Source organism: Streptomyces sp. NBC_00726, assembly GCF_045161735.1.
GTDB lineage: Bacteria > Actinomycetota > Actinomycetes > Streptomycetales > Streptomycetaceae > Streptomyces.
This window is the reverse complement of sequence record NZ_CP108983.1, coordinates 5,847,648-5,868,799: the sequence shown is the minus strand read 5'-3', so window position 1 is coordinate 5,868,799 and position 21,152 is coordinate 5,847,648. Positions and strand designations below refer to the sequence as shown.

At 72.0% G+C, this 21,152-nt stretch carries 21 protein-coding genes; 6 read left to right on the top strand and 15 right to left on the bottom strand.

Translation table 11 applies throughout. The features are described from left to right. Positions 1 to 46: 46 nt before the first annotated feature. Positions 47 to 889: a nucleotidyltransferase domain-containing protein gene (locus OG338_RS26140; protein ID WP_405939669.1), complete on the top strand. Its 843-nt coding sequence runs from the start codon at positions 47 to 49 to the stop codon at positions 887 to 889. A 6-nt stretch (positions 890 to 895) separates the two neighbouring features. Here the strand turns inward: OG338_RS26140 and OG338_RS26135 are convergent, their stop codons facing one another. Next, positions 896 to 1,327 (bottom strand): MarR family winged helix-turn-helix transcriptional regulator, encoded by a 432-nt coding sequence (locus tag OG338_RS26135; RefSeq protein WP_405939668.1) that lies wholly within the window; start codon positions 1,325 to 1,327, stop codon positions 896 to 898. 90 nt (positions 1,328 to 1,417) lie between these two features. Here OG338_RS26135 and OG338_RS26130 point away from each other — a divergent pair, with 90 nt between their 5' ends. Further along, positions 1,418 to 2,263 (top strand): SDR family NAD(P)-dependent oxidoreductase, encoded by an 846-nt coding sequence (locus OG338_RS26130; protein WP_405939667.1) that lies wholly within the window; start codon positions 1,418 to 1,420, stop codon positions 2,261 to 2,263. On the opposite strand, the gene OG338_RS26125 is transcribed toward OG338_RS26130, so the two are convergent. Together OG338_RS26125 and OG338_RS26120 are read right to left on the bottom strand one after the other, a co-directional pair. Continuing rightward, a complete protein-coding gene (locus tag OG338_RS26125; protein ID WP_405939666.1) occupies positions 2,249 to 3,088 on the bottom strand; it encodes an inositol monophosphatase family protein in 840 nt (279 codons plus the stop codon). The genes OG338_RS26130 and OG338_RS26125 overlap by 15 nt on opposite strands. A 47-nt stretch (positions 3,089 to 3,135) precedes the next feature. Continuing rightward, entirely contained in the window at positions 3,136 to 4,416 is a 1,281-nt protein-coding gene (locus OG338_RS26120) for a lectin (RefSeq protein WP_405939665.1), read from the bottom strand. Positions 4,417 to 4,741: 325 nt separating this feature from the next. On the opposite strand from OG338_RS26120, the gene OG338_RS26115 reads away from it, so the two are divergent. Next, complete coding sequence (locus OG338_RS26115; protein WP_405939664.1) at positions 4,742 to 5,806, top strand: biotin/lipoate A/B protein ligase family protein; 1,065 nt, start codon at positions 4,742 to 4,744, stop codon at positions 5,804 to 5,806. On the opposite strand, the gene OG338_RS26110 is transcribed toward OG338_RS26115, so the two are convergent. Both OG338_RS26110 and OG338_RS26105 read right to left on the bottom strand, forming a co-directional pair. Continuing rightward, positions 5,803 to 7,278: an amidase gene (locus OG338_RS26110; RefSeq protein ID WP_405939663.1), complete on the bottom strand. Its 1,476-nt coding sequence runs from the start codon at positions 7,276 to 7,278 to the stop codon at positions 5,803 to 5,805. The genes OG338_RS26115 and OG338_RS26110 overlap by 4 nt on opposite strands. A 113-nt stretch (positions 7,279 to 7,391) precedes the next feature. Further along, on the bottom strand, positions 7,392 to 7,733 hold the full coding sequence (locus tag OG338_RS26105) for a hypothetical protein (RefSeq protein WP_405939662.1): 342 nt from the start codon (positions 7,731 to 7,733) through the stop codon (positions 7,392 to 7,394). Between the two features lie 260 nt (positions 7,734 to 7,993). Between OG338_RS26105 and OG338_RS26100 the strand changes: the two genes are divergently transcribed. Further along, positions 7,994 to 8,767 carry a hypothetical protein gene (locus tag OG338_RS26100; RefSeq protein ID WP_405939661.1) on the top strand — a complete coding sequence of 258 codons (774 nt, stop codon included), beginning with the start codon at positions 7,994 to 7,996 and terminating at the stop codon, positions 8,765 to 8,767. On the opposite strand, the gene OG338_RS26095 is transcribed toward OG338_RS26100, so the two are convergent. The 7 genes from OG338_RS26095 to OG338_RS26065 all read right to left on the bottom strand — a co-directional run bounded on the left by OG338_RS26095 (position 8,730) and on the right by OG338_RS26065 (position 16,169). Next, entirely contained in the window at positions 8,730 to 10,292 is a 1,563-nt protein-coding gene (locus tag OG338_RS26095) for an NCS1 family nucleobase:cation symporter-1 (RefSeq protein WP_405939660.1), read from the bottom strand. The two genes, OG338_RS26100 and OG338_RS26095, sit on opposite strands and share 38 nt — an antisense overlap. Before the next feature lie 96 nt (positions 10,293 to 10,388). Further along, entirely contained in the window at positions 10,389 to 11,405 is a 1,017-nt protein-coding gene (locus OG338_RS26090; RefSeq protein WP_405939659.1) for a TIGR03842 family LLM class F420-dependent oxidoreductase, read from the bottom strand. A gap of 11 nt (positions 11,406 to 11,416) precedes the next feature. Continuing rightward, positions 11,417 to 12,817, bottom strand: a complete 1,401-nt coding sequence (hydA, locus tag OG338_RS26085) for a dihydropyrimidinase (protein ID WP_405939658.1) — start codon at positions 12,815 to 12,817, stop codon at positions 11,417 to 11,419. Positions 12,818 to 12,890: 73 nt separating this feature from the next. Beyond that, positions 12,891 to 14,174 (bottom strand): aspartate aminotransferase family protein, encoded by a 1,284-nt coding sequence (locus OG338_RS26080; protein ID WP_405939657.1) that lies wholly within the window; start codon positions 14,172 to 14,174, stop codon positions 12,891 to 12,893. Next, a complete protein-coding gene (locus OG338_RS26075; RefSeq protein WP_405939656.1) occupies positions 14,171 to 15,013 on the bottom strand; it encodes a nitrilase-related carbon-nitrogen hydrolase in 843 nt (280 codons plus the stop codon). The genes OG338_RS26080 and OG338_RS26075 overlap by 4 nt, the downstream gene beginning before the upstream one ends. A gap of 458 nt (positions 15,014 to 15,471) precedes the next feature. After that, positions 15,472 to 15,852 (bottom strand): PPOX class F420-dependent oxidoreductase, encoded by a 381-nt coding sequence (locus tag OG338_RS26070; RefSeq protein ID WP_405939655.1) that lies wholly within the window; start codon positions 15,850 to 15,852, stop codon positions 15,472 to 15,474. Between the two features lie 47 nt (positions 15,853 to 15,899). After that, complete coding sequence (locus OG338_RS26065) at positions 15,900 to 16,169, bottom strand: helix-turn-helix domain-containing protein (RefSeq protein ID WP_405939654.1); 270 nt, start codon at positions 16,167 to 16,169, stop codon at positions 15,900 to 15,902. A gap of 72 nt (positions 16,170 to 16,241) precedes the next feature. Between OG338_RS26065 and map the strand changes: the two genes are divergently transcribed. After that, positions 16,242 to 17,009, top strand: a complete 768-nt coding sequence (gene map / locus OG338_RS26060) for a type I methionyl aminopeptidase (protein WP_405939653.1) — start codon at positions 16,242 to 16,244, stop codon at positions 17,007 to 17,009. 81 nt (positions 17,010 to 17,090) lie between these two features. Here map and ggt read toward each other — a convergent pair whose 3' ends face one another. Next, on the bottom strand, positions 17,091 to 18,908 hold the full coding sequence (ggt, locus tag OG338_RS26055) for a gamma-glutamyltransferase (protein WP_405939652.1): 1,818 nt from the start codon (positions 18,906 to 18,908) through the stop codon (positions 17,091 to 17,093). A 105-nt stretch (positions 18,909 to 19,013) separates the two neighbouring features. Between ggt and OG338_RS26050 the strand changes: the two genes are divergently transcribed. Then, positions 19,014 to 19,757: a hypothetical protein gene (locus OG338_RS26050; protein WP_405939651.1), complete on the top strand. Its 744-nt coding sequence runs from the start codon at positions 19,014 to 19,016 to the stop codon at positions 19,755 to 19,757. An 11-nt stretch (positions 19,758 to 19,768) separates the two neighbouring features. Here OG338_RS26050 and OG338_RS26045 read toward each other — a convergent pair whose 3' ends face one another. Together OG338_RS26045 and OG338_RS26040 are read right to left on the bottom strand one after the other, a co-directional pair. Beyond that, positions 19,769 to 20,542, bottom strand: coding sequence for a hypothetical protein (locus OG338_RS26045; protein ID WP_405939650.1), 774 nt, complete (start codon positions 20,540 to 20,542; stop codon positions 19,769 to 19,771). Further along, positions 20,542 to 21,105, bottom strand: coding sequence for a hypothetical protein (locus OG338_RS26040; protein WP_405939649.1), 564 nt, complete (start codon positions 21,103 to 21,105; stop codon positions 20,542 to 20,544). Before OG338_RS26040 ends, OG338_RS26045 begins: the two co-directional genes overlap by 1 nt. Positions 21,106 to 21,152 lie beyond the last annotated feature (47 nt).

Here is a 21,152-nt window from a genome sequence, read left to right as displayed (position 1 = left end):
TATTCGCAGGCACTGACAGCCGGGGGGCGGGTAGGGTCCTCGCCCGATGACCTCAGAGAACTTCGCGGGACCCGCAGATTCCGCAACGGCCGCCCGGGTCGCCGAGATGGCCGCCCGGCTCACCCGAGTACCCGGCATCCGGGCCGTCCTGCTCGGCGGCAGCCGGGCCCGGGGCACCCACCGCCCGGACTCCGACTGGGACCTGGGCGTGTACTACCGCGGTACGCCGGACACCGCCGCCCTGTCCGCACTGGCCTCCGCCTTCCAGGGCTCCCCGGCCGAGGTGACCGGCCCCGGCGGCTGGGGTCCGTGGGTGAACGCGGGCGGCTGGCTGCGGGTGGACGGCGTCCAGGTCGACTGGATCCTGCGCGACCTGGACCGGGTGGAGGCGGTCTGGGCGGACTGCCTGGAGGGCCGCTACGAGGTGGGCGTCCAGCCCGGCCATCCGCTGGGCTTCTGGTCGCCCGCGTATCCGGGCGAGGTCGCCCTCGGGCGCGTACTGTCCGATCCGTACGGGGAGTTGACGGCCCTCAAGCAGGAGACCTCGGTCTACCCGGAACCGCTGCGCAGGGCGCTGGCCGACGCGGCCTGGGAGGCGGAGTTCTCCGTCGCGGCCGCCCGCAAGTCGGCCCCGGCGGGCGACCGGCTGCATGTCTCGCTCTGCCTGTCCCGCGCCTTCGACATCCTCGCCCAGTCGCTCCACGCCCACCACCGCACCTGGTGCCTCAACGAGAAGGGCGCCCTCGCGGCCGCCGCCGCCCTCCCCGCGACCCCGCCGGACTTCACGGACCGGGCGAACGCGGCGCTGCACGGCCTGGACCCGGCGGCGGTGGAGACGGCGGCGGAGCTGGTGCGCGAGGTGCGCGGGGTGCTGGCCGCCGCTTCCTGAGCGGGGTCAGTCCGCCCGGATCGCCGTGCCGCAGCGGGCCAGCAGGTCGCGGAGGGTGTCACGTTCCTCCGGGGTGAGCGCGTCCGCGATGCGGCGTTCGATGCGGACCGCGCGTTCGTCGGCGCGGCGCAGGGTCTCCGTGCCGGACTCGGTCAGGCGGGTTTCCAGCATCTTCTGGTGGTAGGGGTGCGCGGACCTGGCGATCAGGCCGCGTTCCTCCAGGTGCTTGAGCACCCCCGCCATCGCCTGGGGGGTGACCAGGCACTCCCGGGCGAGGGCCGCGCCGGAGATCCCGGGGTTGTCGGAGAGCGCGAGCAGCGCCGCGTACTGCGCGACCGTGAGGCCGGCGTCCTTGAGCGCGGTGCTCTTGGCTGCCATGAGGGCCTGCTCGGCGCGCTTGATGTCCAGGCCGAGGCGTTCACCGGCGGTCATTCCCATGGTCGCGAGCGTACAGCGCCGGATATACAGCAAGCACTGAGCACAAGACAAGCATGGAACATGAATCAAGAGCTTGATATAACTCAACTCATGGATACTTACATGGCACCCGACACCTTCCACGGCACCGTCCTCATCACCGGCGCCACCCAGGGCCTCGGCCTCCACCTCGCCCGCGACCTGGCCGGGCGCGGCGCGACGCTCCTTCTGCACGGCCGCGACCGCGCCCGGCTCGACCGGGCGGCCGCCGAGGCGCGGGAGCTCTCGGCCGGCCGGGCCGAGGTCCGCACGTATCTCGCGGACCTGTCCGACCTGGACCAGGTCCGGGCCATGGCGGCCGAGATCCGCGCCGCCGAACCCCGGCTCGACGTGCTCGTCAACAACGCGGTGGCGGGCGGCGGAAGCGAACCGCTGCGCCGCGAGTTCGGCGCGCAGGGCCACGAGCTGCGGTTCACCGTCAACTGTCTGACGCCGTATCTGCTCATCAAGGAGCTGCTGCCGCTGCTGTCGGCCTCGGCGCCCGCACGGGTGGTCCAGGTGGCCTCGATGGGCCAGGCTCCCGTCGATCTGGACGACGTCATGATGGAGCGCGGTTACGAGGGGCTTGAGGCGTACCTGCGGAGCAAGCTCGCGATGATCATGGCGACGTTCGACCTGGCCGAGGAGGTGACGGCCCGCACCGGCGTCACCGTCAACGCGCTGCACCCGGCCCACCTGATGGACACCGAGGGCGTGCGCGCGTACGGGCTGACGCCGGCGGTCTCCATCGAGGAGGGGGTGCGCCCGACGGTGCGGCTGATCACCGACCCGGCGCTCGCCGGGGTCACCGGCCGCTATTTCGACCGGTTCACGGACGCGCGGGCGCACGACCAGGCGTACGACTCCGAGGCCCGCAAGCGGCTCACCACGCTGACCCGGGAGCTACTGGGTCTCTGAGCGGCCTTCTCGCAGCGCCGCCAGGACACGGTCCGCGGTGGCGCGGTCGCGGGCGGCGGTGAAGGGCAGGGTGTTGCCGCCGGTGATACGGAACGGCTCGCCGGACAGGGTGGACTGCGTGCCGCCCGCCTCGGCGACGAGAAGGAGCCCCGCCGCGTGGTCCCACGCGTACTCCCAGTTGAAAGCGACGGCGTCGCTCTCGCCCCGGGCCACGGCGAGGTATTCGAGGCCCGCCGAGCCGCAGGGGCGGGCGGCGAAGCCCTCGGCGCGCAGGCCGAGCAGGGCCGCCTTCTGCTCGTCGGTGGTGTAGTCGGGGTGGGACATCGCCACGCGCAGCACGGCGTCGGGCGCGGGGGCGCCGGCCCTGATCGGGGTGCCGTCGACCCGCGCGCCCCGTCCGCGTACGGCGACGGCCATCTCGTCCAGGGCGGGGGCGTAGGTCCAGGAGGCCAGCAGTTCGCCCCGGTGGGCGAGGGCGACCAGGGTGCAGAAGCCGGGCTCGCCGTGGACGAACTGGCGGGTGCCGTCGACCGGGTCGACTATCCATACGGGCGCCTCGCCGCCCAGCGCCTCGTACACCTTCGGGTCGGCGTGGACGGCCTCCTCGCCGACGACGACCGAGCCGGGCAGGAGCCGGCCGAGGGAGGCGGTGAGGTGTTCCTCGGCGCGCCGGTCCGCGACGGTGACGAGGTCGTGCGGGCCGTTCTTCTCGACCACCTCGTGGGCGGCGAGCTGCCGGTAGCGGGGCATGATCTCGGCGGCGGCCGCTGCGCGGACCGCCGCCTCGATGTCGGTCAGGTCACCGGCGAGGAAGGCATCGATCATGCCCCCAGCCAATCATGGGCCCCCGGGGCGCCGGCGGGCCGGGCCGGTCAGCCGTTGACCGTCCACTTCTGGTTGGCCGTTCCGGCGCAGGTCCAGATCTGCAACCGGGTGCCGTTGGCCGCGTTGTTGCCCGTGACGTCCAGGCACTTGTCCGCCTGGGGGTTCACGATGTCGCGGGCCCCGCTGACCGCCCATTTCTGCGCGGCCGATCCGTTGCAGTCCCAGAGCTGGACCGGGGTGCCGTCCGCCGTGCCGCCGGAGGCCACGTCGAGGCACTTGCCGAGCGCCCGGATCGTGCCGTCGCCGCCCACGGTCCACTTCTGCGCGTCGGTGCCGTTGCAGTCGTAGAGCTGGACCGGGGTGCCGTTCGCGGTGTTGGCGGCGGCGACGTCCACACACTTGCCGGCGAGCCCGGTGATCCGGCCGCCCGTGGCCGGCGGCCGGCTGTCGCTGGTGGTGACGCGGACGTGGTCGACCACGAGCTGGTTCGGGAAGGCGGTGCTGCCGTCGGGGTCGCCGGGCCAGTAGCCGCCGACCGCGAGGTTGAGGATGAGGAAGAACGGCTTGTTGAACGCCCAGGCGTTGCCGTTGGTGTCGGCCGGGGTGCGGTGCTGGTAGACGTTGCCGTCGACCGACCAGGTGACGGAGTCGGGTGCCCAGTCGACGGCGAAGGTGTGGAAGCCGTCCGCGAACGCCTGCCCGTTCGGCAGGGTGTAGCCCGCGCCGATCCCCCCGGAGCCGGAGTAGCCCGGGCCGTGCAGGGTGCCGTGCACGGTGGACGGCTCGAAGCCGACGTTCTCCATGATGTCGATCTCACCGGAGTTGGGCCAGCCCACCTGCCCGATGTCGTTGCCGAGCATCCAGAAGGCCGGCCACATGCCCTGGCCGCGCGGGATCTTCATGCGCGCCTCGACGTGGCCATAGGTCTGCGTGAACTTGCCGGAGGTGTTGAGCCTCGCGGAGGTGTACTGACAGGTGCCGTACCAGCACTGGTAGTTGGCGGGGTTCTCCTTGCGGGCGGTGATGACCAGATGGCCCTGCCCGTCGAGCGCGGCGTTCTTGTTGCCGGAGGTGTAGTACTGCCGCTCGTGGTTGTTGACGTTGTCGCCGGTCTCGATCTGCCACTTGCCGCCGTCCACGGCCGAACCGGCCGGTCCGTCGAACTCGTCGGAGAACGTCGTCGTGGCGGTCGCCGCGGCCTGCGACATCGGAGCGGCGCCCGCCGGGGAGGGACCGCCGGCACCGGCCAGACCCGCGGTGGCCAGGGCGAGAGCGAGTGCCGGGAGTACGGAGCGCAGCAGGCGCCGCGAAAGGCGTGGGGAGTCCATGACTCTCCCTTCCGGTGTGTATGGGGAGGGAAGGGGAACCCCGCCGTGCACACGTAAGTCATGCGCATGACAGGTCGAGCACACAAGGTTGAGCACACAGTGGAGCGGACACGGTGGAGCGGGCATGGGGCACTTGGTTCGCTACGTGATTTAAGAAGTGAAGAAAGGCCGTGTCAAGACTTTGGTACGGACCACAGAAGTCGAAGTGACGCCGGGCCGTCCGCGCGTACCCCGGTCCGCAGGACTATTCCGTGCGACGGTGGCGTTGAGCCAGCCCGGACCCCGTACGCAGGAACGCGGGCCGGGCGGAAGTGGAGGCAGGACCGTGCACGGTGAGTACAAGATCCCCGGCGGCAAGCTGGTCGTGGTGGATCTGGAGGTCGAGAGCGGCGCGCTGCGGGGCGTCCGGGTGGCCGGTGACTTCTTCCTGGAGCCGGATGAGGCGATCCTGGCGATCGACGCGGCCCTGGAGGGTGCCCCGGCGACCACCGGCACGGTGGCCCTCGCGGCCCGGATCGACGCGGCGCTGCCCGAGTCGACGGTGATGCTCGGGCTCACCACGGAGGGCGTCGCCGTCGCCGTACGCCGGGCGCTGGCGCATGCCACGGAGTGGAGCGACTACGACTGGCAGCTCATCCACGACACCCCGCAGTCCCCGGCCCTCCACATGGCGCTGGACGAGGTCATCACGGCGGAGGTGGCCGCGGGCAGGCGCCCGCCGACGCTGCGGGTGTGGGAGTGGGACGCCCCGGCGGTGATCATCGGGAGCTTCCAGTCGCTGCGCAACGAGGTGGACGCCGAGGGCGTCGAGCGCCACGGCGTCACCGTCGTCCGGCGGATCTCCGGCGGCGGCGCGATGTTCGCGGAGCCGAGCAGCACCATCACGTACTCCCTCGCCGTGCCGCAGTCCCTGGTCTCCGGGCTCTCCTTCGCGGACAGTTACGCCTACCTGGACGACTGGGTGCTCGAAGCCCTCGGGGACATGGGCATCAAGGCGTGGTACCAGCCGCTCAACGACATCGCCACCGAGGTCGGCAAGATCGCCGGGGCCGCGCAGAAGCGCGTGGTCGGCCCGGACGGCGGCCCCGGCGCGGTGCTGCACCACGTGACCATGTCGTACGACATCGACGCCGACAAGATGCTGGAGGTGCTGCGCATCGGCAAGGAGAAGATGTCGGACAAGGGCACGAAGAGTGCCAAGAAGCGGGTGGACCCGCTCCGCCGGCAGACCGGCCTGCCGCGCCAGGCCGTCATCGAGCGGATGATCGAATCCTTCCGCAACCGGCACGGGCTGACCCGGGGCGAGGTGACCCCGGAGGAGCTGGCCCGGGCCGAGGAGCTGGTCCGTACGAAGTTCTCGAACGCCGAGTGGACCGCCCGGGTGCCCTAGCCCAGGGGCGGCGGCCGGTGGTCCTGCCAGCGCAGCTCCGTCTCCAGCTGGGCCGCCAGTGAGACGAGGCGTTCCTCGCTGCGCGACGGGCCGAGGAGCTGGGCGCCGACCGGGAGGCCGTCCGGGGTGAAGCCCGCCGGGACGTTGACGCCGGGCCAGCCCAGCACGTTCCACGGCCAGGCGTACGGGCATGCCTCGGTCATCGCCACATCGGTGCGCCAGGCGCTCAGCCCGTCGAACCGGCCGATCCGGGGCGGCGGCATCGCGGTCGTCGGGGTCAGCAGCACATCGAACCCGGCGCCGCCGCGTCCGTGGTGGAACAGCGCCCCGATCCGCCGGTGCTGGTGCACCTCGCGCGCCCGGGCCGCCCGCACCACCCTGCCGCCCAGCCGGGTGCCGGTGCGCAGCGCGCTGCGGGTGCGGGCGTCCAGGAGCGCCGGTTCGGGGTGCAGGGCGGCGAGCTCGGCGATGCCCGCGGTGGCGCGGGGCACAAAGCCGAGGCCGATGAGCCCGTAGCGCGGCCGGGCCTCCTCGACGTGGTGGCCGAGCCGGGCCAGCGCCTCCGCGAGCGCGGTCACCGCGCGGCGCACGTCGGGGTGGGGTGCCGTGCCGGTGAGGGTGAGCGGGGGCCGCCAGGCGAGCGCGATGCGCAGCCGGCCCGGGTCGCGGCGGGCCGCGGCCGAGGCGTCGACGGGCGGTGGGCGGTGCGGGTCCTCCGGGTGCGGGCCCGCGACGGCGTCGAGCAGGAGGGCGGCGTCCTCGACGGTCCTGGCCAAAGGCCCGTTGACGGTGAGGCCCTGGAAGGCGTCGCTGTGCGGGTGCACCGAGATCCGGCCGCGCTGCGGTTTGATGCCGACCAGGTGGGTCCAGGCGGCGGGGATGCGGACGGACCCGGCGCCGTCCGAGCCGAGGGCGGCGGGCACGAGACCGGCGGCGACGGCGGCGGCCGAACCGCCGGACGAGCCGCCCGGGGTGTGGCCGGTGTGCCAGGGGTTGCGGGTGGCGCCGAACGCGGCGCCCTCGGTGAACGGCCACTGGCCCAGCTCGCAGGAGTTGGTCTTGCCGACGATCACCGCCCCGGCCGCGCGCAGCCTGCGGACCGCCTCGCTGTCGGCGCCCGCCGCCGCCCGCTCCCCGGCGCAGCCGAAGTGGGTGGGCATCCCGGCGACGTCCGTGTCGTCCTTCACCGCGACGGGCACCCCGAGCAGCGGCAGCCGCTCCCCCGCCGCGAGTCTGCGGTCGGCCTCGGCGGCCTCGGTGAGCGCGGCTTCGGGGCGCAGGTGGCGGAAGGCGTTGAGGGTGCCCTGGCTCGCCTCGATCCGGGCCAGCGCGGCGGTGACGAGTGCGGCGGAGGTGGTCCGGCCGTCCGCGAGGGCCCGCACGCTGTCGGCGAGCCCGCGCGGGGCGGGGTCCGGGGTGTCCCGGTCGGGTACGGGTTCTTCGGCCGTTCGGGTGGCAGGGGCTGAGGACATGGGCGGCTCGCCTCCTCGTACCGTCAGGTGCGCACGTACACCTGTCCGCGCGAACGGACTTACTGGAGGGTAACGAGTGGGCGCGCCGCCCTCAACCGTTGCGGCGAAGCTCCTTACGGCCGGACGCTGATCCCGCCGATGCCCGTGCCGAGTCCGGCGCAGTGCGCGGTGGACTGGCCGGACTGGCCCGGCGCGAGGGTGACGTGCTCGCCGTCCACGTCGGGCGACCAGCCGCAGACCAGGTGGACCCAGAAGGTCCGGGTGGTGGAGCCGTTGTTCCGGCACAGCGCGTAGCCGGTGTAGTCGTCCACGGCGTGCTTGCCGGTGTCGCAGGACAGGCCGGGCGGTGTGGCGGAGGCCGGGGCGGCGACGGCGAGCCCGCCGGCCATGGCGAGGGCCGTGGCCAGGCCGGTGGCGGCGGCGCGGCGGGACAGGTTCCCCAGGGTCTTCTTCATGGTGCCCTTTCGGTGGTGACCGCCCGTGACCGCCGGTGCGGCACGCGCACGGTCGCGTACGACTCCGGCGCGGGCGGCTGCCGGAGCGGGCCGCCCGCGCGGTGCCTAACCCGGGAGCGCCGTAAAACGTCACGCTGTGTGGACGCGGCCGGGCGTGCCTTCCGCCGAACGGGCGGCGTTCACTCCTCCGGCGTACGCTCGACTGGTCCGGACCGCAGTCGTCCGGAATCCCCCACGACTCTTCCTACCGAGGAGGCGACGTGACCGGTTCACTCTTCGGCACCCGCCCGGCCGCGTGGGCCGCCGCGTTCCTGATCGGCGCCGGTGGGACCGGTGCCCTCGGCGGCGTCGCCCATGCGGAGGACATCGACCATCTCACCGCCCAGCAGATCGCCGACCGCTCCCGGGACGCGCTGCTCGGCGCGGAATCGCTGCATGTGTCCACGCGGGGCGATCTCGGCAAGGGCACCCCGTCCATGTCCCTGGACCTGGCCGTGGACCGGCACGGCAACTGCAACGGCTCGGTGGATCTGGGCCGGAGCCAGGGCTCGGTGCTGATCGTCAAGCGCGGCGACGACGTGTGGCTGAAACCGGACGCGGACTTCTGGAAGAACCAGGTACCGAACGGCGGTTCGGCCTTCGCGGCGATCGTCGGCGACCGCTATCTGAAGGCGCCCGCGGACAGCCCCCGGCTGCGCGGCCTGACGAAGGCATGCGACCTCAACACCGTCCAGAAGCTGGTCAGCGACAACGCGAACGACGACACGGGCACCCTCAACAAGGGCCCGAAGACCACCATCGACGGCAAGTCCGTGGTGCCGCTGACCCGGATGCGCGGCGACATGACGCTGACGGTGGACGTCGCCGCGACCGGCAAGCCCTATCCGCTGCGGCTCTCGTTGCACGGCGGGGACGGCACGGACGCGGTGGTGGACCTCTCGGACTTCGGCCGGCCGGTGCCGAAGAACACGCCGTCGCCCGCCGATTCGTACGACGTCAGCGCGCTGCTGGGCCGGACCTCCGCTCCGTCGTGAACCCCGCCATCAGTGCCACGTACACGAGGAGCGAGGCCGCGAGGCCGACCGCCCAGCCGTAGTCCGCGAGCGGTTTCAGGAACGGGATGACGCCGTCCGAGGGGAACGGTCCCTCTCCCGGCTTCGAGTGGGAGCCACCGATCGCGAGGACACCGCCGACCGCGAACGCGGTGACGGCCCGCCAGTTCCAGCCGCCCGTATACCAGTAGCGCCCGCCGGGCCGGTAGAGGTCGGCGAGATCCAGCACGGTGCGGCGGACGATCCAGTAGTCGGCGATCAGGATGCCGGCCACCGTACCGAGCAGCCCGCCGACCAGGCCGAGCCAGGTGAAGATGTACAGCTCGGGCGTCTCGGTGAGCTTCCACGGCATGATGACGACGCCGACGACCCCGGTGATCAGCGCCCCCGTACGGAAGCTGATGAGCTTCGGTGCCAGGTTCGCCAGGTCGTACGCGGGTGAGACGACGTTCGCCGCGATGTTGACGGAGATCGTCGCGACCAGGACGGTCACCAGGGCGTAGAGCAGTCCGAAGACGTTGTCGGTGTGCGCGACCAGCTCGACCGGGTCCCAGACGGCCTTGCCGTAGACGGCCTGCGAGCCGGAGGTGACGAGCACCGAGAGCAGCGCGAACAGGGTCATCGTGGTCGGCAGACCGAGCGACTGGCCCCGGATCTGGGCGCGTTGGCCGGCGCCGAAGCGGGTGAAGTCCGGGATGTTCAGGGAGAGCGTGGCCCAGAAGGCGATCATGCCCATCAGGGACGGGAAGAAGACGGGCCAGAAGTCCTTGCCCCAGCCCAGCTCCGACGGCTGGTCGAGCAGCGGCCCGAAGCCGCCCGCCTTGACCGCGACCCACACCAGGAGCACCACCGCGCCGACGATGACGAAGGGCGCCGCCCAGTTCTCGAACCGGCGCAGCGCGTCCATCCCCCGGTAGATGATGGCGAGTTCGAGCGCCCAGAAGAGGACGAAGCACAGCCAGAGCGTCCAGGGCTGCCCGCCGATCCCGGACGCCTCGGCCCAGCCGCCGAACACCTTGCCCAGCAGTGTGAAGATGCCGACGCCGCCGATCCAGGTCTGGATACCGAACCAGGCGCAGGCGACGGCCGCCCGGATCAGGGCCGGGAGGTTGGCGCCGCGCAGCCCGAACGAGGCCCGGGCCAGCACCGGGAAGGGGATGCCGTACTTGGGCCCGGCGTGCCCGGTGAGCAGCATGGGCCCGAGCACGATCAGGTTGGCGAGCGCGATGGTGAAGACGGCCTGCTTCCAGTCCATGCCGAGGGCGACGAGACCGGAGGCGAGCAGCCAGGACGGGATGTTGTGGGCCATCCCGACCCACAGGGCGGTGAAGTTGTACGTGGTCCAGACGCGCCGCGCCAGCGGGACGGGCAGCAAGTCCGCGTTGACGAAGCGGTTGTCGTCGGGGGCGGCGCCGGGGGCGAGTTCGACGCGGTCGGAGGTGTGGGAGGGGCCGGCCGGTATGGGTTCCGGCGAGGAGGACGGGGAGGGAGGTGCGGTCGATGTCATGGCGGCTGGACCCTTCGCTCGGGGCGGTGCCGTGCGGGGCGGGGCGCGGGGGGGTTCGCGTACGACCGGGGGGTTCGCGTACGACCGTGGGGGCGGTCAGTCGGTGAGGGCGGGGATGACGGCGGAGCCGTAGGCGTCGATGGTGGCTTCGCGGGCGTCGTGCATGTTGTACACCGCGAACTGGTCGACGCCCAGACCCTTGAGGTGTCTCAGCTTCTCGACCTGGGCGGCGGCCGGGCCGAGCAGGCAGAAGCGGTCCACGATGGCGTCGGGGACGAACGCGGTGTCGGGGTTCCCGGCGCGCCCGTGGTGGCTGTAGTCGTAGCCCTGCCGGTCCTTGATGTACGCGGTCAGCTCGTCCGGGACCAGGCCCGAGTGCTCGCCGTACCGGGCGACGAGGTCGGCGACGTGGTTGCCGACCATCCCGCCGAACCAGCGGCACTGGTCCCGGGCGTGGGCCAGCGCCTCGGGCGAGTCGTCGTCGGTGACATAGGCGGGGGCGGCGACGCAGATGGTGACGGAGTCCGGGTCGCGTCCGGCGCCGGCCGCCGCGTCCCGTACCGCTTTGATCATCCACTCGGTGAGATACGGGTCCGCGAGCTGGAGGATGAAGCCGTCGGCCTTCTGCCCGGCGAGCGCGAGGGCCTTGGGACCGTAGGCGGCCATCCAGACGGGGAGCTTGCCGTCCTTGATCCAGGGGATGCGGACGGGGTTGCCGTCCACCTGGGCCTCGCGGCCCTCCGCCAGGTCGCGGATGACGTCGATGGCCTCGCCGAGCCGGGCCAGGGTGTTGGGGGCGCGCCCGGCGACGCGCATCGCGGAGTCGCCCCGGCCGATCCCGCACACGGTCCGGTTGCCGTACATGTCGTTGAGGGTGGCGAAGGTGGAGGCGGTGACCTCCCAGGTGCGGGTGCCCGGGTTGGTGACCATGGGGCCGACGGTGAGCCGGTCGGTGTGCTCCAGGATGCTGCTGTAGATGACGAACGGCTCCTGCCAGAGCACCGCAGAGTCGAAGGTCCAGCCGTAGCGGAACCCGTTGCGTTCGGCGCGGCGCATCAGGCTGATCACGGCCGATGCGGGCGGGTCCGTCTGGAGGACGAGTCCGAAGTCCATGCCCGTTGCTCCTAGTTCAGGTACTGACAGGTGGCACGTGGGGTGTAGCTGCCGTGGCCGGCGCGGCCGGTGTACGTGCGGCGGTCGATGACGACCTCACCGCGCGAGAGCACCGTCTCGACCTGGCCGGTGAGCTGCTTGCCCTCGTACGCCGAGTAGTCGACGTTCATGTGATGGGTCTCGGCGGACACGGTCTGCCGGGCCGCCGGGTCGTAGACGACGATGTCCGCGTCCGCGCCGGGCGCGATGGTGCCCTTCTTGGGGTAGAGGCCGAACATCCTCGCCGGGGACGCGCAGGCGATCTCGATCCAGCGGCGACGCGAGATGTGGCCGTCGACCACGGCCTGGTGCAGCAGGTCCATGCGGTTCTCGACGCCCGGCATGCCGTTGGGGATCTTCGAGAAGTCGCCCCGGCCCATCTCCTTCTGCCCGGAGAAGCAGAAGGGGCAGTGGTCGGTGGAGACGACCTGGAGCTCGTTGTTGCGCAGCCCGCGCCACAGGACCTCCTGGTGCTCCCGGGGCCGCAGCGGCGTGGAGCAGACGTACTTGGCGCCCTCGAAGTCCGGTTCGGCGAGGTTGTCGGTGGACAGGAAGAGGTACTGCGGGCAGGTCTCGCCGAAGACCGGCTGCCCCTTGTGGCGGGCGGCGGCGATCTCGGCGACGGCCTCGTCGGCGGAGACGTGCACGACGTACAGCGGCGAACCGGCGACCCGGGCCAGCTGGATCGCGCGGTGCGTGGCCTCCGCTTCCAGCGCCACCTTGCGTACGTCGCCGTGGTAGCGGGGGTCGGTGCGGCCGGCGGCGAGGGCCTGTTCCACCAGGACGTCGATGGCGATGCCGTTCTCCGCGTGCATCATGATCAGGCCGCCGTTGGACTCGGCCCGCTGCATGGCGCGCAGGATCTGCCCGTCGTCGCTGTAGAAGACACCGGGGTAGGCCATGAACAGCTTGAAGGACGTGATGCCTTCGCCGACCAGGAGGTCCATCTCCTTGAGCGAGGACTCGTTCACGTCCGCGAGGATCATGTGGAAGGCGTAGTCGATGGCGCAGTTGCCGTCCGCCTTGGCGTACCAGCTGTCCAGGCCCTCGCGCAGGGAGCGGCCGACGGACTGGATGGCGAAGTCCACGATGGTGGTGGTGCCGCCCCAGGCCGCGGCGCGGGTGCCGGTCTCGAAGGTGTCGGCCGCGTAGGTGCCGCCGAACGGCATCTCCATGTGGGTGTGGGCGTCGACACCGCCCGGGATGACGTATTTGCCGGTCGCGTCGATGGTCCGGGCGGCGGTCCAGCCGGCCGCCTCGTCGCTGTCGTGGGCGGCGAGCGCGGCGATCCGGCCGCCGTCGACGAGGACGTCCGCGTGCATCTCGTCCGACGCGGTGACGACCAGGCCGCCGCGGATGACGGTACGGCTCATGGGTACCCCTCCTCGTTGTGCTGGTGGAACGCGGGTGCGGGGTCCTGCCCCGCACCCGCGTGGTTGCCGGCGCTCAGCCCACCGAGCGCAGCGCGTCGGCGAGGATGTCCGCGCCCTCCTCCGCCTCGGGGATCGCGAGCGAGAGCGGCGGGGCGATGCGCAGCACGCTGGTGTTGTGGCCGCCGCCCTTGCCGATGAGCAGGCCGCCCTCGCGTGCCGCCTCCAGGACGGCCGCGGCCGCTTCCGGGTCGGCCTCGTCGGTGCCGGGCTTCACCAGCTCGACGCCGATCATCAGGCCCCGGCCGCGCACCTCGCGGACCCGCTCCGAGGTGGCGCCGATCGCTCGCAGCCGCTCGATGAGCAGGCCGCCGACGCGGCGGGCGTTGCCCTGGAGGTCGTGTTCCAGGAGGTACGAGAGGTTGGCGAGGCCGGCCGCCATGGTGACCGGTGAACCGCCGAACGTCGAGATGGAGTTGGCGTCCAGGCAGTTCATGACCTCGGCGCGGGCCACCACCCCGCCGATGGACATGCCGTTGCCGATGCCCTTGGCGAAGGTGAGGATGTCCGGCGGCCCGTTCCGGGCGTGGGCCTGCCAGCCCCAGAAGTGTTCGCCGGAGCGCCCCCACCCCGTCTGCACCTCGTCGGAGATCCACAGCACGCCGTGCCTCTTCAGGACCTCGCGGAACGCGGCGTACAGCCCGTCCGGCGGTGAGGTGAAGCCGCCGACGCCCTGGATGGGTTCGGCGATCAGGGCGGCCGGGGTGCGGGTGTGGCCCAGCAGGTCCTCCAGGTCGGCGACGCAGGCGGCGGTGAACTCCTCGTCGCTCAGGTGCGCGTAGGGGCCGCGGGTGCGGACGCCGCCGTGCACGTACAGGGTCTGGAGCGGCGAGAGGCTGGTGGGCGACCAGGCGTTGTTGCCGGTGATGGAGACCGCGGAGAAGGACCGGCCGTGGTAGCTGTTGCGCATCGCGAGGATCTGGTTCGACCTGCGATATGTGGTGGCCAGGAGCAGGGCGGTGTCGTTGGCCTCGGTGCCGGACGTGGTGAAGAAGACCCGGGCGTCCGGGATGCCGGAGAGCGAGGCGATGCGCTCGGCCAGCTCGACCATCGGGCGGTTCAGGTAGAGCGTCGAGGAGTGGATGATCCGGCCGGCCTGCTCGCTGACGGCCTTGGTGACCTCGGGCAGGGCGTGGGCGGTCATGGTGGTGAGGATGCCGCCGAAGAAGTCGAGGTAGCGGTTGCCGTCGGCGTCCCAGACGTGGCGGCCCTCGCCGTGTGTGATCTCCAGCGGGTGGCGGTAGTAGAGGGCCAGCCAGTCGGGGCTGACGGCGAGGTGGCGGTGGTGGAGGCTGCTCACGGCTCGACCAGCCCCTCGTACGCGTCGGGTCGTCGGTCCCGGTAGAACGCCCACTGCTGCCGGACCTCTTCGATGAGCCCGAAGTCCAGGTCGCGGATGAGGAGTTCCTCTTCCTTGTCGCTGGCGACGTCGCCGACGAACCGGCCGCGCGGGTCCACGAAGTAGCTGGTGCCGTAGAAGTCGTTGTCGCCGTACTCCTCCTGGCCGACGCGGTTGATCGCGGCGATGAAGTATTCGTTGGCGACGGCGGACGCGGGCTGTTCCAGCTGCCAGAGGTAGGCGGAGAGGCCGCGCGAGGTGGCGGACGGGTTGTAGACCAACTGGGCGCCGTTGAGACCCAGTTGCCGCCAACCCTCGGGGAAGTGCCGGTCGTAGCAGATGTAGACGCCGACCTTGCCGACGGCGGTGTCGAAGACCGGCCAGCCCACGTTGCCGGGTTTGAAGTAGTACTTCTCCCAGAAGCCCTTGACCTGCGGGATGTGGTGCTTGCGGTACTTGCCGAGGTAGGAGCCGTCGGCGTCGATCACGGCGGCGGTGTTGTAGTAGAAGCCGGACTGCTCCAGCTCGAAGACCGGGACGACGATCACCATGCCGGTCTCGCGGGCCAGGTCCCGCATGCGCCGTACGGTCGGTCCGTCCGGCACCGCCTCGGCCCAGCGGTAGTGCTCGGGCTCCTGGACCTGGCAGAAGTAGGGGGCGTTGAACACCTCCTGGAAGCCGATGACCTTCGCCCCCTGCCGGGCGGCCTCGCGGGCGTGCTCCTCGTGCTTGGCGATCATGGATTCGGTGTCGCCGGTCCAGGTCGCCTGGACGAGTGCGGCGCGTACGACGTGGGACATGAGCTGCTCCTTCGACGCGGCGTCAGAGAGCCTCTTCGTGCTTCTTCTACGCCCGTAGACACGTGCGTAGGGGAGAACGTAAGCCCCGTCACACGGCGGGGCAAGACCATCGCCGTGAACCGGCTGAGTCGATCATGTTTCACACCCGTGCGGGCCAGTAGTCCGCGCGCCTCAGCGCAGTCCCGCCACACGCAGGGCATACGCGACGCCGGCCGCCCCCTCGGCGGCCGCACCCGTACGAAGGCGCAGGCCCTGTCGTCACATTCCCGTCGTCCGCCCGGAGGGCGGGCCGGGCGGCGGCAGGCGCATCCCCGACTTCTCGGCGTGCCAGGCGTCGCGGACCCGCGAAGATCCGCCGGACAGGCCCCAGCCGTTCCAGCAGCCGGGTGCGGCCGCCGGAGCTGCGGCCGAGGGCGTGGGCGCGGTCCGCGTGGAGGCGGGCGCGAGGCGGCCGGGGCTCAGAGGGTGATGGCGATCCCGGTGTGCGGGCGCTTGCCGAGGCGGACGATCATCGCCGGGTAGTCGAGCAGCCAGTACTTCCAGGTGTACTTGCGGCCGATGGCGCGGCGCACGGCGGCCGTCTCCCGCTCGTCGAGCAGCCTGGCGGTGCCCTCGGCGCTCGGGGCGCCCTCCTCGGTCCGGCCGCGTACGTCGCAGACGGTGACCCGGACCCGGGTGTCGTTGCGCAGGCGCTTGACCTTCCAGGAGTCCGCCTTGGTCCAGACGAGCAGTTCGCCGCCCTCGGCCGCCGCCCAGACGGGGGTGGCGACGGGCGTGCCGTCCTTGCGGTACGTGGTCAGGCTGACGTACTCGCTGCGCGCGAAGTCCTGGAGGCTCATGCGCCCAGCGTAGGCGCGTGGGCGCAAGCGGGGCGCGAGCATCCTCGCTACCCGGCGAGCGGGACCGCCGCCGGTTCCGGGGAGCAGCGCGGCAGGATCTCGTCCATGGAGAGGCCGAGCGCACCGGCGAGGGCGGCGACGGTGAAGAACGCGGGGGTGGGGGCGCGGCCGGTCTCGATCTTCCGCAGGGTCTCGGCGGAGATTCCGGCCCGGGCGGCGATCTCGGTCATGGAGCGGGCGCCGCGCGCCTCGCGCAACAGCAGGCCGAGCCGTTCGCCGCGCAGGCGCTCTTCGGGGGTCAGGGGGGTACGGACCATGCCGTCATTCTAATACCGCCCGGATTCTGACACCGCCCGGACCGGTATAGTAATTGCGGTATTGTAATTGGCATGGTGCAACTCAAGACGGACACATCCATCGAAGCCATGCGTACGACCGGCCGCGTCGTCGCCCGCATGCTCACCGCCGCCCGGGAGGCCGCCGAGGTCGGCGTCTCGCTGCGCGAACTGGACGAGGTGGCGCGCGGGGTGCTGCGCGAGGCGGGCGCCGGCTCGCCGTTCCTGGGCTACCGGCCGCACTTCGCCCCGGTCCCCTTCCCCGCGGTCATCTGCGCGTCGGTCAACGACGCGATCGTGCACGGCATCCCCACGGACTACCGGCTGCGCGACGGCGACCTGGTCAGCATCGACGCGGGCGCCACCCTGGACGGCTGGGCCGGCGACTCCGCGATCAGCTTCACCGTGGGCCGCGCCCGCCCCGCCGACAGCCGGCTCATCGACACCGCGTACCAGGCCCTGGAAGCGGGCATCGCGGCGGCCACCGTGGGCAACCGGATCGGTGACATCGCGCACGCCATCGGCACGGTCTGCCGCACCGCCGGCTACGGCATCCCCGAGGACTTCGGCGGCCATGGCGTGGGCCGCGAGATGCACGAGGACCCGGGGGTGCCCAACGAGGGCCGGCCGGGGCGCGGCATGCCGCTGCGCCACGGCATGGTGCTGGCCATCGAGCCGATGCTGATCGCGGGCGGCGTGGACACGTACCGCGCCGACCGCGACGGCTGGACCCTGCGCACGACGGACGGCAGCCGGGCCGCCCACGCGGAGCACACGGTGGCGATCACGAGCGACGGCCCGCGCATCCTGACCGCGCTCTAGGGCGGGTCCGGAAAGCCCCGCCCGACGGCGCGGCTTTCCGGACCCGCCCTGGTCCCCGCCCACGCGCTCCCGGCGCGCCGGTCACGGCCGCCCGGTCGGCCTCACCACCATCGCCGAGCCGCCGCCGCGCCGCTCCGGCTCGGCCGCGGCGAGCCACCGCCCGTCGGGCAGCCGTTGTACGCCGGTCGCCGCGCCGATCTCCTGGTTGAGGCTGAAGACATGGCCGAGGGATTCCAGCTTCGCCCGCAACGGGCTGTTCCAGAGGGCCGGTTCCAGCTCGGTGGCCGGTGCGTTGCGCTGGCTGGCCCGGGGCGCGGCGATGGCGTCGACCAGCGGGAGCCCCCGGTCCAGTTTGCCGGTCAGCGTCTGGAGCACGGTGGTGATGATGGTCGCCCCGCCGGGCGAACCGACGGCGAGGACCGGCTCGCCGTGCCGGAGGACGATGGTCGGCGAGATCGAGGAGCGCGGGCGCTTGCCGGGGCCGGGCAGATTCGGGTCGTGGACGGCGGGGTCGGCCGGTGCGAAGGAGAAGTCGGTCAGCTCGTTGTTGAGCAGATAGCCGCGCCCCGGCACGGTGATCCCGCTGCCGCCGGTCTGCTCGATCGTCAGCGTGTACGCGACGACGTTGCCCCACTTGTCGGCGGTCGTCAGGTGCGTGGTGTTCTCACCCTCGTACGTGGTCGGCGCGGCCTTCCCCGTGGACCGGCAGGCGCCGGGGTGGCGCGGGTCGCCCGGCGCGAGCGGGCTGGTCAGCGCCGCGTCGTCCTTGATCAGGCAGGCTCGCGCGTCCGCGAACCGCTGACCGAGCAGCTGCTTCGTCGGCACGTTCTCGAAGGCGGGGTCGCCGACCCAGCGCCCCCGGTCCGCGAACGCGATGCGGCTCGCCTCGATGTACCGGTGCAGATACTCGGCCTCGCTCGCCCGCGAGAGGTCCGTGGACTCCAGGATGTTGAGGGCCTCGCCCACCGTCGTGCCGCCGGACGAGGACGGCGCCATGCCGTACACGTCGAGCCCCCGGTAGTTCACCTTCGTCGGCGCCTGCCGCAGCGCGCGGTAGGAGCGCAGGTCCTTCGCGGTCAGGTCGCCGGGGCGTACCACCCGGTCGGACGCCGGGTCGACGGGCGGGTTGCGTACGGCCCGTACGACGTCCTCGGCCAGCTCGCCCCGGTACAGCTCGTCCATGCCCTCGCGGCCGACCTGCTCGTAGGTGCGGGCCAGGTCCGGGTTCCTGAGGACCGAGCCGACCTCGGGGAGCTTTCCGCCGGGCAGGAACAGCTTGCGGGTGGCCGGGAAGTCCCGGAACCGCTCCTCGTTGCCGGCCGTCTGCGAGCGGAACGTCTCGTCCACGACGAAGCCGTCCCGGGCGATCCGCTCGGCCGGCTTCAGGACCTGCCGGAGCGATTTGCTGCCCCAGGATTTCAAGGCGGTGTCCCAGGTGGCGGGCGTGCCGGGGGTGCCGACGCCGAGCCCGCTGGTCACGGCGTCCGCGAAGGCGAGCGGCTTGCCGTTCTCCAGGAAGAGGGAGGCGTCGGCGCTGCGCGGTGCGGTCTCGCGGCCGTCGATGGTGCGGACGGTGTGGCTGCGGGCGTCGTAGTAGACGAAGTAGCCACCGCCGCCGAGCCCCGCCGAGTACGGCTCGGTGACGCCGAGCGCGGCGGCCGTGGCCACGGCGGCGTCGACCGCGTTGCCCCCGTTGCGCAGCACCTCGATACCTGCGGCCGTGGCGTCCGCGTCGACGCTGGAGACCGCGCCCCCATATCCCACCGCGACGGGCGACTTGGGCGGTGGCGCGGGGGAATGTCCGGGATGGGCGGACGAGGAGGGGGCGGCGGCCCCGACCGACACGACGGCGGCCAGAATCGCCGCCAACGACACATTTCGCCTGCTGGAACGTCGCATGCGCAACCTCCGGTGAAGGATCGTCCGCGCAGGGTAACGCCGCCCCGGCCGCCCCGTCAGGACCGCCTCGAACTTGAGGCCGAATGCCCGCTAACATGCCCGCCCATGACTGACGACGTACGCAACATCGTGCTGGGCGTGCTGGCCGCCGGCATCAGCGCCGCCCTCGGCTGGCTCGCGCGCACCTATCTGTGGCGCCGGAAGCTGCGCCGCAAGCAGGCGTTCTTCGGGCTGCCCGGGAACTCCGAGTGCCTGCTCGTCGTCAACCGCGACGCGGGCGGCGACGGCTCCGTCCACCGCCACGACGTCTTCGCCCTGCTCGAACTGTCCGCGCTGATCAAGGACTGCGAGGCGCACGCCCAGATCCTGTCCCATGACATCGCGCAGCAGGGCATAGGCGAGCGCACCGAATTCTGCGTCGGCGGCCCGGTGTCGAACCGCCGGATGGCCGCGCACCTCCACTCGCTGCTCCCCGGGGTGCGGATCAACACCGAACCGGAGCCCGGCCCCGACCGGGGCGCCTTCCAGATCGGCTCGGAGCGCTACCGGGTCGAGAAGGGCGCCAGTGAGTACGTGCTGCTGGCCCGGCTGACGACCGGTCAGGACGCCAGACCGGTCTTCCTCTTCTGCGGCCAGCAGGCCATCACCAACCAGGCCGCCACCCGCTACCTGGCCCGTAACCACGAACGCCTCGCCCGCAAGCACGGCAACAACACCTTCTGCCTGCTCCTGAAGGTGGTCAACTCCCAGGCATACGGCCCCGATGTGGTCGAGCTGGTGGCCGACGTCACCCGCGCGGCCCAGGCCCCGGTCCCCGCACCGCGCGCCTCGCACCGCGCGGGGACATAGGACGGGTCCGGCTACTGGCCGAGGCTTTCCGCGGGCTGTTCGCCGCCGCCGCGCAGCCGCCGGCGCAGCCCGCCGAGCATCGGCATGGTCAGACCGGCGAAGGCGAAAAGGACGGCGAGCCCGCTCAGTGCCGGGCTCACCGCCTCCTCGGCATCGAGGGACCAGGGGCTGCCGAGCGCGTAGAAGACGAGGTACGACCCCTTGGACACCGTGTAGCCGACGCCCAGGGCGGCCGCGAGCACGCACAGGGTGAAGCCGGCGCCGGTCCAGGGGCGGGCGGCCCGGGCCCGGCGGGCGGTGCGGCCGCACATGAAGGCGAGTTCACCGCAGGTGATCAGGACGTAGAAGAGGTAGACCAGCAAGTAGGCGGTCACGGACGAGTGGTCGGCGTACGCCGTGGTGAACTCGACGTCCTGGCCGTTCGTGGCGAGGAACAGCGGGACCATGACGGCCAGGATGACCACCGCCAGGCACACCCGCTGGTACATGGCGGCGCGCAGATACTCCGGGCGGTAGGCCAGGTCCACCATCGTCATCTGGAGTGCCGCGCACCAGAGGATGGCGCAGATGTGCGCCACCAGCTTCCCGGCGTTGTCCAGGCCGGTGACCTCCTCGGCCGCCCCGGCGACCGCGGGGACCGCGAAGAAGACGCCCACGGTGCACACGCCGAACGCGACCGCGATTAACCAGGTGAACACGCGCGGGTGGTGCAGGGCTCTGCGGGCGCAGAGCGCGGTGACGAGCACTCCCGCGACGGTGCAGGCGCCGAATATCAAGCCGTCCATCAGAGACCTTCCAGTGCATCGGCCGCATACTGGGCGGCTTCGGTTTTGGTCCGTCGGCGCCGGGCCCTCTTCGGCTGCTCCGCGCCCGGACCGTCGTCGGGCACGGCGGGCAGGCCGAGGGTTCGGCGCCGGTCCTCCAATTGCGCGATCACCTTACGGACTTCGCTCTCCGGCAGGTCGCCCAGCAGGACGAGCACGCGTCGCGCGAGAGGGTTCTCGAAGGCTTCGAGTGCGGCGAGGTCGTCGTAGCCGGGGTGCGGCAGCAAATAGGCGGGCGGCACATCGCCGAGCGCCCGGCACAGGGCGAGGACGGTCTTGATCGTCGGGTTGTCCTGCTGGCCGCCGGCGAGTTTCGCGATGAGCGCGAACGAGGTCGTCGCGGGCGGGTCGGGCAGATCGTCGACGGCCTGCGACAGGGTGCGGGAGACATAGGCCCTGCCCCGCGCGTCCTTGCGGTGGGCCATGAGCGACTTCAGCTTGTGCGCGAGGGAGCGCGGTCGCGGACTCGGCCCTCCGGCGGCAGCGCCCCGGTGGGGCTCCCCCTCGTCACGGCTCGCGCTCACGTGGTGATCTCTCTCGCCGTCATCAATCCTGCTCTTGTGTACTTTAG